Consider the following 14,170-nt stretch of genomic DNA (forward strand, 5'->3'; position numbering starts at 1 on the left):
TTTACGGGAATTCTGTTATCACTCGATAGAACCGGCGACCGAAAAGGCCGTCCGAGTCGCTAAGTGGGAGCGAGTCGTCGATTGTTGTCCAGGAGTCTGGCTCCAAGTTGTTAGACGCCTCCAGGCGGTATCGTCTTTCGGCTGCAGGCGTGAACTGGAAGGAGAAGGTCCCATCATTCATGTCAAAGGTAGGCGAGAAAAAGGAGGTAGACTCCCCGGCGTCAGTTCCTTGAATCGCTTCATCGAGGTCGGATTGACCGTCACCGTCAGCATCGTTGTTAGGAGTCACCAAGGGAAGAGGGGGCTCTTCAGCAAGGGTGTTGACGTTACGGGGATAGTTCGCATCCAAGTTTTCCAATCCTTGGGACAGGAGCCAGGACATGACTGCATGCCGGTCGGCCTCCGAAGCGGTTAGGCTGTTGGTTTCGCTAGGATTATTGGCGAGGTTATACAGTTCCCACGACTTGTTGGCGTAGGTGTAGATCAACTTCCAGTCGCCCATTCGGATGGCAGAGTAGGGTTCGCCGATTTGGTTTGCGGGTGACCAATGCGGATAGTGGAAGGTGACCGGGTGTTCGCGTTTGAAGGGCTGGCCTGTTAGAAGAGGACTGAGGTCCTGTCCGCTGACATCGTGACCTGCCGGCGTGGGCACTCCTGCTTGACTGAGGAGGGTGGGGAAGAGGTCGTGGGTGACGATGGGCTCGGGGCTGATTCCCTGGGTGACGGTTCCGGGCATCCAGAAGATCCAGGGCTCGCGAATACCACCCTCGTAGCTGCCCCCTTTTCCATCTCGCAAAGGTCGGTTGGAGGTGGCGGAAAGCAACCCGCCATTGTCGGCGGTAAGAACGACCAGGGTATTGTCGGCAATGGAATCGTCGGTGAGAGGATCGCCATCAGGGTCTTCGAGGGTGTCGAGAATCGCTCCGAGTGAACGGTCGACGTGTTCAATCATGGCCGCGTAGGTGGGATTGTCCTGGCCTTGCCAATCCATGCCGGGATTGTTTGCCAATTTGTCCTGATACTTTGCCACGGTGGCGGCTGGGGCTTGGATCGGGGTGTGGACTGCGTAGTGCGAGAGATACATCGCGAAGGCGGTGTCGCTCGCCGCAGCATCTTTGATTTGCTCGACTGCTTGCTCGGTTAGAACGTCGGTGAGGTAGCTGCCCTCAGGGGCGACTTCGGGTCCAAGGTTGGGGAGGGCCGAGAAGCCATTGGCAGAGGCGAAGTAGCGCTCGGGAGCCGGAGGGGTGCCAAACTGATTGCCTCCAATGTTGACGTCAAAGCCGTGATTGAGAGGCTCGGCTTCGGGTTCGGTCCCGGAGCCCAAATGCCATTTTCCAACATGGATAGCGCGATAGCCACAGTCCGAGAGAACTCCTGGCCAGTTGGGCAGGTCGGTGGGCAATTTTTTGACCCACTCGGCTTCCCGCACGACCTGACCGGCATCGCCGCTGCCGGTGATCCAATCAGTCAACTTGTTCAATGCCGGGGCTTGTCCAGACATCAGGGCGCCGCGAGTGGGGGAGCAGACGGGCGTCGAGGCATAGCCGTTGGGGAAGTAGAGTCCCTGCTGAGCCATGCGGTTCATGTTGGGAGTCTCATAAAACACCGAGCCGGTGCTGGCTCCGTTCTGCTCCCAATCCGCCCAACCAAAGTCGTCCAGGAAGAAGACCACGATATTCGGGTAGGGCTGATCACCGATTGCGATAGTGAGGCTTTCGCTATCGGTAATGGGAACCTCATCACTCGCGGTGAGCGTGTAGGTTGTTTTTTCCGTTGGGGTCACTGTTATCGAAGTTTGACCGGTCACATCCAGACCTCCGGGTTCAAGGATTAGACTTGTGGCATTTTCAGTGGTCCAGCTGAGTGTCACCTCGGAGCCTGCGGGAATACGGTTCTGCGGCGAGGCTTCGAAGGCGAGAATCGTCGGGCGAGGAGGGGCCTCAGCCAGCTCGGCGATGTTTCTTCCGCCGATGGCACTGTCGTAGATACGGAACTCGTCGATCAAGCCGTCGAACCCAAGAGCTGCGCCAGGCGTCGCCGAGGAGCCAATCGCAAAGAGTGCGGCCGCAGTGTCGAGGGTCACGGTTGTCGCGCCACCGGCTTGGGGGGTGAGGAGAGAACCGTCTAGAAAGATGTCCACATCGGCGAAGGTGCTGGCATCCGCATTCACGCGAATGGCCACGTGGTGCCAACCGGCATCGGTTCCGTCGAAGTCGTAGTTACTTCCGTAGGTAATGAAGCCTCCGAAGTGTCGCAGTCTGATTCCGCCTCCTTCCAAGCCGACATCAAAAGCTCGTCCTGCGCTTCCCGCGCCATAGCCGAAGAGTTTGCTTTGCCCGGTGCTGGAAGACTGGTTGAACCAGAGGGAAAAGGTTCTCGCACTCGTGCCGCTCGGAACCACGCCGGAAGGAATGGTGACAATCCCGTCGGGATCGTCGTCAGCAGCAAACCCGAAGGATTGCTCAAAGAGACCGGACTGCGAAATTGTCGGTGCACTGGCCGAGCTGACCAGCGTGCCGGTGTGATTGTTAGGGGAGAGGTCGGTTAGGCTGGAACCCGAAACCGTGGCGTCGTCGAAGCTGTAGTGAACCAGTGGATCGGGGAGGGGAAGGGCTGGCTCTTGGTAGGAGAACTGGGTAAAGGTCGCCTGACCTTCACCGAAGCTGAAGACGAGGGTCGCTCCTTCCGAGGCGCTCGCATTGGCAAACGAGACCAGGCGCTCAGTGCCTGCGTCCCAAGGGGTGGTGAGGGTCAACTCCTTCAGCGACTCGTTCCAACTGGCGCTCCCTCCCGTCAATCCGATTGTGGTGCCAGGATCGGAGGCAAAGCCGGTGATGGTGATCGTGGTGGTCGTCCACCGGAGGGTGAAGTCTGAGAGGCTCGTGCCCGGATCGAGCTCAATCGTGAGCTCTTCATCATCATTGTAGGCGTTGACCAGATTGGCAGTCGCCCCAGCGCCGCCATCCCCCATGAAGTTTCCAGTCCCGCTGAAAAAGTTGGTGGTGGAAAAAGTGAGGAGAGAGTCCGCTGTGGTGTATGTGGCCGTGACTCCATCGTTCGGGAAGCTGGTCACAGGAAGAGTCACTGCACCCAGTTGGCCGACAAGAGAGAGTTTCAGAAGGTAGGGAAATAATGGCTTCATGTGTTTGGAGAGATTTGTGGGATGGGAAAAGCCCTGCAACCAAGTCCGCTACCGGACAGATTGTTGCAGGGCTTTTTTGGATTGCCTAGAGAATGGAATTAACGGCGACGACGTAACAGAGCGAGACCGCCAAAGGCTAACAAGGCCATTGAGCTAGGCTCCGGAATGGTGTCGTATGTAATTGAGCCGATAGGGAGCTGTGCTCCTGCCTGAGTCGTGTCAGAGATAGTCAAAAGGAGAGTCTCTCCTGCGCTTGCCGCCGGATCGAAGCTGATGACGGTAGCTGTCGAGAAAAGAGCTCCGGGCAGGTTCAGCCGAACGGTGTCGACTCCGTCCCAAACAGCGAACAGGCTCGCGTCTGAGACCGAAAAGGTCACTCCGGGATCCGAATTGAATCCGGAAATGAAGACTCCGTCAGATGCTCCTCCATCGGCACGTGCAAAGTTGTAGGCAATTTGGGTGAGGCCGACGGTAGGGGCGAAGACCATCGTCAACTCTTCGCCATTGTCATTGGTTGCATCCGTGTCGGAATCATCGAAGGCGTTGTTATTACTTCCTCCGGGAATGCCCAGAAAGTTGGCGTTCCCGCCGAATGTGGCGGGCGCTCCTCCAATCGAGGGAGTGAGTGTGACGTCACCATTGGCGAACGAAGTGTTAGTGGTGACTCCTCCGTGGATATCGCTGGGGGTGAGCGTGGTTGCGGCACTGGCAAGGCCGCAAGACGCTATCGCGACGAAGGCTGTATATGGTAATTTTTGCATCTGTTTCAGGTTTGTTACTGGTTTATCTGGTCGTTGTTATTGGGCACTCACGCGGTAGAAGGCTTTGCCTGCTGGCGCGGAGGGATCGGATACTGGAGTCGTTCCAGCGCTGGCTGTGAAGCTCGCGCCCACCGAGGTCCAGTCGCCGTCTAGGGTTAAACTGCGTTCCAGCTGATATTCACCAGCTGTATTGGTGGTGAAGTCTGCGGTGAAGGTCGTGCCGGTCCGGGCTGGATTTTCCAGAACAAGGACAGGGCCGCTTTCCGCTTCCACAATTTGCACTCCAAAGATTCCGAGGGTGAAGTTGTTCGCATTCACGGTCGTCGTGACGTCGAAGCTTTCCCCACTCAGACCACGGAAAACCGCGTAATTTGCTTGGGGGAAACCATTGGCGGTATCGCTTGTCTCCAGATAGGAACCCGGCTCTCCAGCTGCGGGAACCACTGCGGTGGTGAATGAGTAGGTCGTGCCTGCTGCCGCGATGGTGCCTCTACGTCCATTGACCTCCGAACCAAAGTAAACGTAGGCATCATAGGTGCCGTAGGGAATACCTGTTAGGGATACAGTGGCGTCGGGATTGTCTCCGGCTTCGAGAGAGCGACCGAAGATGAAGGAGTTGAAGAGACGTCCGTAGGGAGTTTGATTGTCGGGAAAGGTCGACCACGCTCCAGAACCTGCTGCAAAGTCGACACCGACTCCGGTCGCTCCATTGCCAATCACATTGCCGGATGAGTCGATGATTTGGCCGGCATTGGGCGTGCCAATTTTGGCAATGTCGCCGCTTGCCGCAGCAATATTGTTATCCAAGTCGATGGAGCGGTTCCAGTTCATCTGCTCCACTCCGGGAGCTCCCGCAAACATGGAAGTAGTGAAGTCCACGTTGCCTCCTGTTCCGGTAACCGAATTGAAGGCGATCGCAAAGCCATTGGGATTCGGGCCTCCTGGAGAGGAGATCGAGAAGGGATCGCTTCCGTTGGCCATCTCGTAGGCTGTGGAATATCCGTCGCCGTCCGCGTCCAAATCGAACACCAAAGGATTGGTACCGGTGTCGGAGGCACTCACGAAGACGCCCGTTCCAGTCTCGACTCCATCGAGCAATCCGTCTCCATCGGTGTCTGCGATGCGCGGATCGGTTCCGGGATCGGAGGCATCGACGAAGATACCTGTGTCGCTTTCGACATTATCGTTGTAGCCGTCTCCGTCGGTGTCCGGCAGAGTGGGATTGGTGCCATTGTAGTATTCGTCAATGTTGCTGATGGTATCGTTGTCGAAGTCACCATTGGCTCCCTGGGTAGGGGAGGTTGGCGATCCGTCATTGGGGTCGAGGCCGACCTCCAACTCATAGACGTCTCCCATCCCGTCTCCATCGCTGTCGATTGATTCGACAATCTGGATAGCTGCAATTCCGCCGTTGTCGACTACTCGAAGGAGCTCGATCGTTGCGTTCGGGCCTTCGAGTCCTTGAAAGACAACATGGGTTGCTTCTGGATAGTTTTCGGAAGAGTTGTCTGCAAAGTTGCTCCGGTCGAGAGAACGCGACCAGACGGGATCCTCGCCGTTCTGGTAAATCCGAGTAGTGCTTAGGGTATACTCGTTGACAACTGAGATGGGAGTGGCCTCAACCTCGCCGACAATGACCCGTCCTACACTTCCGGAGAAAGCGACCGGGTAAACGACGATGTCATAGCGGGGATAGGGAATATCTTCCAGAAAGATCGACATTGTGAGGTCGTTGGGGTCGGCGAAGAGGTATCCCGATAGGAGGCCTCCAATGGTCTGCTCTTGGTTGAACAACAGGCTGAAACTACCCGATGAATCTGAGGTGAAGAGCATGTCGGGGATCTCGTTCCCATTGCTATCGGCCAGTCGTCCCGGAATCGGCGCCGTTACGCTTTCTTCCAGTACGTTGCCGGTAGCGGCGGGAAGAATATTCCAGTTCTTCTGCTCATAGCCCGGGGCTCCCGCAACCATGCTGGAGGTGAGGTTGACGCCGGGTGCCTGTCCGTCTGGGGAGCTGAAGGTGATGCCGATCGAGTTGCGGCCACTGGGGCTCAAGGGCGCATCATCGGGGTCATTGGGCGCTGTACCATTGGCCACTTCGTAGCCATCGTAGAAGCCATCGCCATCGGTATCGACGAGGAGAGGATCCGCATTGTTGACGATCTCGTCCCCATCATTCAGTCCATCGCCATCGGTATCCGGGTTGTTGGGATCCGTGGAGGCATTGAATTCATCCAGATTGGAGAGGTTGTCGCCATCGGGATCGCCCGAGTCCCCTTGGGAAAGGTCGCCAAAGTTGTCAATCTCCCATTGATTGGGGAGGTTGTCGCCGTCGTCGACTGAGGTGACTACGGTCTGGGAGCTCACCGAAGATCCCCCGCCGGAGACCGTTACCCGGTAGGTGCCGTTGGCGGTTGGGCCTGCGGTAAAGGAATAAATTGGGCTGGTGGCGTCACCGGGAGCGGTCACAAAGCCACTTCCCATGTTGACTTCCCAAAGATAACTGGGAGTGGGAAAGGCCCCTGGTTCCAAGGTGATGGAAAGTTCGGAAACAACTCCTTCAAAGGTGCTCGTCTCAGCCGGAAGACCTTCCGCGATGACGGGTGGGTTGGCGGGCACGTCATCTTCATAGGAGAAACTGGTGATTGCCAGTTGTGCTCCAGCCTGGGTCGTATCGGTGACCGCCATGGTGAGAGTTTGCCCCGCGCTCGCTGCCGGGTTGGCCAAGGTGAGAGTGCCGTCCGCATCAACGAATCCGTTGGTGATCTGGAGCTTCAAAGTGCCGGTCGCGGCATCGTAGCTCGTGCTTAGGGTCCCGGCTCCCGAAGTACTTGCCGCCGGATCAGCTGAGAATCCTGAGATGATCACGCCGTCATTGGGCCCGGGGCCATCAGCTCGGGAGAAATCCCAACTGATGCTGGTAAGTCCGGCATTGGCCTCAAATTCCATCTGCAACTTTTCCTCATTTCCATTGGCCGGGTCGGTGTCGGGGTCGTTGAAGGCATTGTCGTTCGTTCCTGCACCATCGATTCCCAGGCGAACAGCGGAAGCGTTGAAGGTCGACGGCGCGTTGCCGATAAACGGAGTCAGTGTCACATGGCTATCCGTATAACTGGCTGTCGTCGTGTCCTGATTGTTAATCGTTCCTGGGGTCAGGGTGATCTCTGCCGAGAAGCTCGAAGAGCTTGTGAGGAGTAGACCTAGCGTTGCTACGAGCAGTGAGTGGCTGCGGAGCTCTCTTCTGAAGGGATTGAATTGAATTTTCATGGAATAGGAATCGATTCTCTTTGAGGCGTAAAGAGCTATTGGTGAAGGAAAAAACAATCGACTGGATTGTTGAGATAAGCATGCAAGGAGATGCTCAGAGGGCAATTGTCGTACTTGGCAATTCTGTTGTCCGAAAGAGGGGTGGCGTTGTTTTAGAGAGAATTCTTAAGAAGGGTGACGAGGTGTAGTTGTCCTATTTTAAAAGACTTGTGAGAAATGGGGCTGTTTGGGGATCGGATGCGGGTTTGCTCGAGTTCGTTCTTTCTGCGGGGGGATTTCAGGGTCTTTAGGAGGAATGGCGACCTTGAATTTCGCCGCGGATGTTTCTGATTTTTTTTTGAGAAAACCCATCCGAGAGGCGCTCGTCGGCGTTTTTGAGGCTTTTTGGTGGTTTCTGGCGATTATTGGAGAAGTCGGAACTCGGTTTTGCCTCACGGGCCTGCTGGGGATCAGGCAGGAACTAGTCGTTGAATCCTGGAATGATTCCCAGGTTGCGGGCGTCTCCGGGTGGGGCGTAGATGGGCGCGAGTTCGGCGCACGAAACATAGGGGCTACCGGCTTGTTCGCTGTGGGCTAGGAGACGGAGATGTTGCGTCTTGATCGGCTGGGGAAAGGTGATGGTTTGGATTTCGCCGTTGTTCGGGAAGGTCGCTTTGGAACCATAGTTCTTCCAGTTCGTTCCGTCGCGAGAGACTTGGATTTGGTAGCTCTTGATTCGGCCATTGGGATTGCCTTGGCGGGGCGTGTATCGCAGGCCCGATAGAACTTTTTCGCTGAGAAGGTCGAGGGCCAGGCTGGCTGGCAGCTTGGCTGACTGATCCCAGGGAGTGTGCCAGATCGTTTGCGCGTTGCCATCACCTGCGTGTCTCGCCGGGAAATCGGGGTGAGCTATGCTGGCGTGCATTTCAAATTCCTTATCACCGATGAGCGCTTGCAGCTCGGGCACCGTCAGACGACCAGTGGGCGCGAATTCGGAGGAAGAAAGATAGCGATGGAGGCTGCGCTCCAACTGCCGGGCCACGAGTCCTCGGGAGCCATTGACCTTGGCGTTCAGATCGAGGGTGCAGACCAGCAGGCTGCCCGCGCCGACTTTGGCCTCAAAGATTGCCGCTGGCTGCGCGTTGCGATTGAACTTGTCGACGAATCTGAAGGGGGCTTCGAGCGTGCTCTCAACACTGCTCAGGTCGACCGCCGTTGATTCCGCAGTGAGCTCCCACCACTGCCAGTTGGTGTGGGTATCGGTGGGGAAGTCTTTCCAAAGAGGGTGGTAGCTTTGGATGGAGGCTCCCAGGGTGCCGGGCTGGTTGGGGAAGTGGAGTGGTGACCAAAAGACCGGAATGAAGCGGGCGGGGATGGCCGCCTTCACTGCGCCCGGGAGAGGCTGGAGAAGCACCCGCTTTCCTGCCGCCAGGTCGGCGAGACAAGTCTCGTTCACTCCTCGATGGATGACGAAGGGGGCGCCGACAACCGCTGGGGTTTCTGCCGGATAGACCCAGATCGGCCACGAGTTTCGGATGTTCATGTCGGAGGAATATTCCACCACCAACTCCAACTCACCGGCGGTCGAGAGAGAAGCAAGGTCGGCTTCGAAGGTGCCGATGGGGATGCCATTGCCGAGGGGATAAGTATTCGGGTCAAACGTCTTGTTAGCGAGAACTTCGCCTTCTTGGGTTTTGAGGCTCACCTGGAACCGTCCACTCGAGAGGGGAGCGGTGCCGAAGTTGGCTAACTCCAGTTTCGCTTGAAAGGTCTCGCTGTTTTCCCACACGAATTTGTCGATGCGGGTCAAGGGCACCACTGGGGCGCAGAACTGCCGAAATTCTTCCGGAGTGATGAGCCCTTTCGAATCCCAAAAGGCATCTAACAATCCCACCGTGGCAGTGCTCTGCCCGGGGAAGTCCTGCAACTGGAGAAGCTGGATTCCGGACAGGTCCTTGGTCCGCAGGGCGCGCTCGATGTCTTCTTTGTAAAGTAGGGCTGCCAGTTTTCCCGAGTCGCGGGTCAGTCGTTCGGCTTCCGCGAGCAAGCCTTTTGAGGTGAGGTCGGCCTTGATCGCTTCCATGGCCGTTGAGCGTAGCGGAGTCTCTTCGTATTTGGGCAGTTCCGCCAAGTTGGGATAGACCACATATTGCCCCACCTCATGGGTCACGAGGGGAATCTGGAGACAGGAAAGACCCTCCGCATAGTCGCTGTTGCTCGAGGGAAAGGTGTTGTTGAGAAAGCCTTGCCCCCGCACCCAACCGGACTGGGTGCGCTGGGAGATGAAGAAGTCATCTTCTTTGCCGGGGAGGAGGCCCCGTGGCGAGAAGGCGTAGCTGGTGGAGGTGAAGAGTAGATCCGGAGCGAGTCCGCGGAAGTGAGCCAGAAGCGCGTCCATGCTGGTGAGCTTGCCCTTGAGCTCGTTCCCGAGGGAGAACATGACAAAGCTGGGGTGACTGCCATACTCGCGGATGATGCGCTCTCCTTCGGCCTGGAAAAAGGCATCGACTTCAGGAAGCTCTCCCATCTTGAAAGTCCAATTGGGTAATTCGACTTGCAAGTAGATTCCGTGGCGGTCGGCGGCCTCGAAGGCTACCTGGGGAGGACACCAAGAGTGAAAGCGCAGGTGGTTCAGCCCATACTCTTTGCTGACTCGCATGATCTTTTCCCATTGGGGACCCTCGGCGTCAGGGTGTCCGGTCTGGGGAAAGATTGCACACTCCAGATTGCCTCTCAGAAAAGTGCGTTGACCATTGATGAGCAAATGCCGTCCCTCGGCCTGAAAGCTCCTGGGGGCGAAGGGGATAGAGAATCGAGTGTCTCCGAGTTTGCTAGTCAGGGTCCAGGCTCCGGGCGAGAATTCCGACCAGAGCGGCCAGTCCTTCAGGGGAATGCTCTCCTGGTGAATGGTGACTCCGGGCTTTGCCTGCACTTGGCTTTGCTTTGAGCGGGGGGCCGTGCCATTGAGTTGCGGAGGATGTGCGGTCAGTTGGAGAGGCAGGGTGACCGCTTGGTCGGTGGTATTCGTGACCTCCACGGTGCAGACGACTTCTTCCTTTTCGAGATCGAAGCGGGGAGAGAGGTGACTCACCCTGACCTTGGGGAGGGCCTCCAGTTTCAACTCGCCAATGACCCCGTTCCAGATGGTTTGCGTTTCCGGGGTGTAGGCGTGCCCAATGGCTCCAATCTCAACCTTCTGACGATTGTCGATGCGAAGGGTGAGCTCGTGGGTCTGCCCCGGGGTGAGGTGCTTGCTGAGGTCGTAGCGGTGGGGGACACTTAATGAGAGTTGAGGGTCACCGACTTGTTTGCCGTCAATCCAGACGCGAGATTCCCAGAGCACGCGCTCGAGGGTGAGCTGATAGTCTTTGCCCGCCCAGTCGGCAGGGATGGAGACCTCGCGCTGATACCAGGCCGGCCCGATGTGGGGATGGCGCTGGTGCAGGTGCTGCATCGCGGGCTTCTCGAGGTTCAAGGCAAGCGAGAGAGGCTCTCCTTTGCCTTGCGCGGCGGTGGAGCCCGGCAGCTTGATGGAATCCGGAAAGCGCCAAGTGGAAGGTCCGGCTGCCAACCCCAAATCCTGGGGATCGAGCGCGAACTTCCATTCGCCCGCGAGCGACAGACTCTCGTCTGCGGATGCGAGGAGCTGGCTGGCAATGAATAGGGTCAGAAGGCGGTGCAACATGGTCTAGCGGGTAACAGGCTCTAACATTTCGCGCTGCAGATCGGCAGCCCGTTGTTCGCAGAGGGTGAACGCGAGGGTCTTCTCCAGCGCCTTGGCGGCCAATTCCTCTTCTTGCAGACCATGGTGGGCGAGCGCAAGAAGGAGGTTGTTCTCGGCATCTCTTCGCTCCTGAAGATTCTCTTCAAAGACTAACAGATTGGGGAGAGAGGTGGCGAAGTAGTCGATCTTGGCCTCGGTTGCGAGTCCCTCTTGGGCGAACTGGGCGAGTGCCTGGAAGAGTTGGCGTGCTTCTTCTGTTCGACCAAGTTGTTGCAGCGAAAGGCCACGGAAGTAGCTGAGCGGAGAATGCGCGGTCACGGCCATTTCACTGAAGTCACCGACCTCAGCGGCTGATAACTCAAAGTGCTTTTTCGCCTTCGCGCTCTCCTCGAGGGCCTGATAGGCTCGACCCAACCAGTAGTTGATGTCGGCCTTGGCTTGAAGAAGGTGATACTTTTCCCCGAGGGAATCCGGGGTCTCGGTGGCGAGTTGGAACTGGCGCAGAGCTTCCTTGGCTTGGCCTTTTTCCAAGGCTTCTTGTCCGAGGAGCAGACGGGCTGTGGTGTATTGGCGCAGGACCTGGCCTTCACCGCCTTCCCAAGGGTGGAAAGGACGGGTCATGACGAGGTCGAGTGCTTCCTGAGGACGATTGAGGAGGTTGTAAAGAGAAGCCAAAGCCACGGTGACATCGTCGCGCGTGAGAACCAGTTCGCGGCGTTCCTCCAGAAACGCGAGGCGCTCCTCGAGGGGCTCGTTCAGCCTTTGGCAAAGTTGGTCGAACTCCAGCACCAAACGCGCATCCTGAGGGTCCAGGGCGATGGCGTGCAGGTAGCTCTCGCGCGCTTCCTCCCGCTCCTGTCGAACGTTCCAAAGCGCGAGCCCCAGATTGCGGTGGGCTTGCGGGTTGTCGGCTTGGGCGGCCAGTTTCCAAGCGGCCAGCGCATCGGTATGGCGACCCAGATCGTAGTAGGTATTGCCCAATCCGTAGGAGGCGAGAGGGTCGCCGCCAGGCTGATTCTGCGCCCACTCCAAGATGGCTCGTTCTTCTGCCCGGGAGGGGAAGAAGTGCTTTGAGGCTTGCCCTTGGGCCGCCACCAAGTCCGCCGGGTCGCGGGTGAGCCACGCCTTCAGGTATTGGGTCATCTGACTCGTGGCGAGGGGATTGGGGACCGCGCATTCCTGCTTGGCCTTTTCATGATGAAGCTCGATCAGCCCCAGAGCTTCTTCGGTGAATCCGGCTTCGCAATAGTCGAAGGCGAGGTCTAGAATGGTCTGGGCGTCATTGCGGGTCGTGGTCAAAAATTCCTCCGGTTGTGCGCCCATCAAATGCAAGAGGTGAGCGCTCCAGTGGTCGAGTGGGTCGATCTCGCGCAAGTCGGTAAGCACTTTTCGAGCTTCTTCGGTCTTTCCTTTCTTAAAAGTGAGAAGCGCTATTAGGTTCTTGGATTTGTTATTGTCGCGGTTGGTAGCGAGAGACTCGTCGAGATGGGTGAGGGCGGTGTTGAAGTCGCCTTTCAAACAGTCGAGCGTTGCCAACTGATAGAAGGCACTGCTGCGCCACTCGCTGTTCCAAGTGGCTTTGTAGAAGTGGCTGTAGGCTCCGGTGGGATCGCCGAGCTGTCGCAGAACGATCCCCTGATAATAATGGGCTTCGCCAGTCACGGGATTGGGGTGGCGGAAGGTGAGGCGGCCAATGGCCTTTTCGAGATGACCGTGGGCTTCCGTGAAGAGTCCTTTGCGAAGGAGTCTTTTCCCGAGCGCGAGATTGGCGCGCGCATCGTCGGGATCGATGGCCAAGCAACGCTCGTAGTAGGGCTCCGGCTTGCGGGTCGGGTGGCGATAGAGTTCGAGGTGCTCCCCGGTGAAGAAGAGTTCGTCCGCCGAGGAGATTTCATCAGCTTGAGGGGGCTCGGTCGCTTGGGCGCGGTCACGGGTCAGGGTGCTTTCGTCAACCGGGCGATAGTCTATCACCAGTTGCCCTTCGCGGTCGCGTAGGGTGAGATAGAGTTCATGGGCTTGTTCGCCTTCGAACTGATGCTGGTCGTTCTTCCAGACCTCGCCGGGTTGCAGGGTGATGTCGAAGCGGGCCACCTCGGCATCCAGGCGCGTGAGAACGAGTTCGCCCTCGAAGCTTTCGGAGACATTGAGGCCAAGCGCAATCTTTCGGTCGTCCCCGATGTTCAGGCTCACAGCGGCCTTTTGGTTCGCGGCATGGGCAGGTCCGATGCCCTGAATCGGCCACCAGAATTGCGAGAACGTCTTTGTCTCGTAGGGAAGCAGATAGGTGAAGTCCGGCTGGTTGTCGGTGTAGACCCCAGCCATCAGTTCGACGTAGGGGCCATTGGTGTCGGTCAATTCCCGGTCCCAAGCGTGGCCGAACTCGTGGTCTCCCCAAGTCCATTGCTTCTTCCCGGGGGCGATGTGTCGGTTTGCCACGTGGACGAATCCGCCGTCGGCTTTGAAGTCGTAGCCGCCAAAGAAATCGGCCAAGGTCTGGCACACCATGTAACTGGTGGGCACGGGAATATTGCGATACCAGGAGAGGTCGTTCGCGCCCGGCCGGTTCTGGTAATCCACCCCATAGTAAGGATTGTTCGCGACGGGGAAGGAGGAAAGCGCGCGCACCGCGTGGTCGGCCACATAGTTGACGTCAGGCGGGAAGAAGGACTGATACTGGTCGTGAACCAGTGCCGCGACATTGGCCCACCATAGGAAGGTCTGGGTCAGGGGAGTGCGGTTGTAGAGTCGAGCGCGCAACTCAATGAGCGACGAACCCGGGCGAATACGGATCCCATGCATCCCCTTGAGACGGTTGAGAGGATCGTGCTCCGACATCCAGATGGTAGCGGCTCCATCGGCCTCGTTTTCGATATGGACATCCGTCGGCATGAAGGTGCTGGGACGGTGATGCTGGGGCCAGTTGAACTCGACCCCGCCTGAGATCCAAGGACCCGCGAGTCCGACCAAGGCAGGTTTGATCACATCCTGGCGATAAAAGAAATCGTAGTCTTGATTGGTCTTGTCCTGACCCAGGAAAATGCGGCCCCCGATTTCCGGAAGCATCACGAGGCGAATGAAATCGTTCTCCAGGCGGGCCGACTGGTAGGTTTTGTCGATCGGCTCATCATAGACTTTGTCGATGAAAGGCACGGGATAGACTTTCCCGGAAGATCCCTGATAGACGCGTTTGTCAAAAAAGACCGGATTCTTCTCGGGCTCACCGACGGGATAGGTCGGGATGGTCAAGGATTCGAGAGCAGCAGTAACTGAAGACATAATTGAAGAGAGGTAAAA

General features: G+C 57.5%; 5 protein-coding genes. All 5 read right to left on the bottom strand.

Annotated elements, in window-relative coordinates; genetic code table 11:
- Position 1 precedes the first annotated feature (1 nt).
- The 5 genes from IE099_RS12865 to IE099_RS12885 all read right to left on the bottom strand — a co-directional run bounded on the left by IE099_RS12865 (position 2) and on the right by IE099_RS12885 (position 14,152).
- Positions 2-3,145, bottom strand: a complete 3,144-nt coding sequence (locus IE099_RS12865) for a sulfatase-like hydrolase/transferase (protein WP_189570462.1) — start codon at positions 3,143-3,145, stop codon at positions 2-4.
- 98 nt (positions 3,146-3,243) lie between these two features.
- On the bottom strand, positions 3,244-3,906 hold the full coding sequence (locus IE099_RS12870; RefSeq protein ID WP_189570464.1) for a PEP-CTERM sorting domain-containing protein: 663 nt from the start codon (positions 3,904-3,906) through the stop codon (positions 3,244-3,246).
- Positions 3,907-3,942: 36 nt separating this feature from the next.
- Positions 3,943-7,173 carry an autotransporter outer membrane beta-barrel domain-containing protein gene (locus IE099_RS12875; RefSeq protein ID WP_189570466.1) on the bottom strand — a complete coding sequence of 1,077 codons (3,231 nt, stop codon included), beginning with the start codon at positions 7,171-7,173 and terminating at the stop codon, positions 3,943-3,945.
- A gap of 460 nt (positions 7,174-7,633) precedes the next feature.
- Positions 7,634-10,837, bottom strand: a complete 3,204-nt coding sequence (locus tag IE099_RS12880; RefSeq protein WP_189570468.1) for a discoidin domain-containing protein — start codon at positions 10,835-10,837, stop codon at positions 7,634-7,636.
- 3 nt (positions 10,838-10,840) lie between these two features.
- Positions 10,841-14,152 carry a DUF5107 domain-containing protein gene (locus IE099_RS12885; RefSeq protein WP_189570469.1) on the bottom strand — a complete coding sequence of 1,104 codons (3,312 nt, stop codon included), beginning with the start codon at positions 14,150-14,152 and terminating at the stop codon, positions 10,841-10,843.
- Positions 14,153-14,170: the final 18 nt, after the last annotated feature.

This window comes from Roseibacillus persicicus (assembly GCF_014651675.1).
Lineage (GTDB): Bacteria > Verrucomicrobiota > Verrucomicrobiia > Verrucomicrobiales > Akkermansiaceae > Roseibacillus > Roseibacillus persicicus.

Bases quoted from the DNA above. Each gene is read 5' to 3' on its own strand.
- IE099_RS12865 (WP_189570462.1), bottom strand. From the start codon at position 3,145: ATGAAGCCATTATTTCCCTACCTTCTGAAACTCTCTCTTGTCGGCCAA.
- IE099_RS12870 (WP_189570464.1), bottom strand. From the start codon at position 3,906: ATGCAAAAATTACCATATACAGCCTTCGTCGCGATAGCGTCTTGCGGC.
- IE099_RS12875 (WP_189570466.1), bottom strand. From the start codon at position 7,173: ATGAAAATTCAATTCAATCCCTTCAGAAGAGAGCTCCGCAGCCACTCA.
- IE099_RS12885 (WP_189570469.1), bottom strand. From the start codon at position 14,152: ATGTCTTCAGTTACTGCTGCTCTCGAATCCTTGACCATCCCGACCTAT.
- IE099_RS12880 (WP_189570468.1), bottom strand. From the start codon at position 10,837: ATGTTGCACCGCCTTCTGACCCTATTCATTGCCAGCCAGCTCCTCGCA.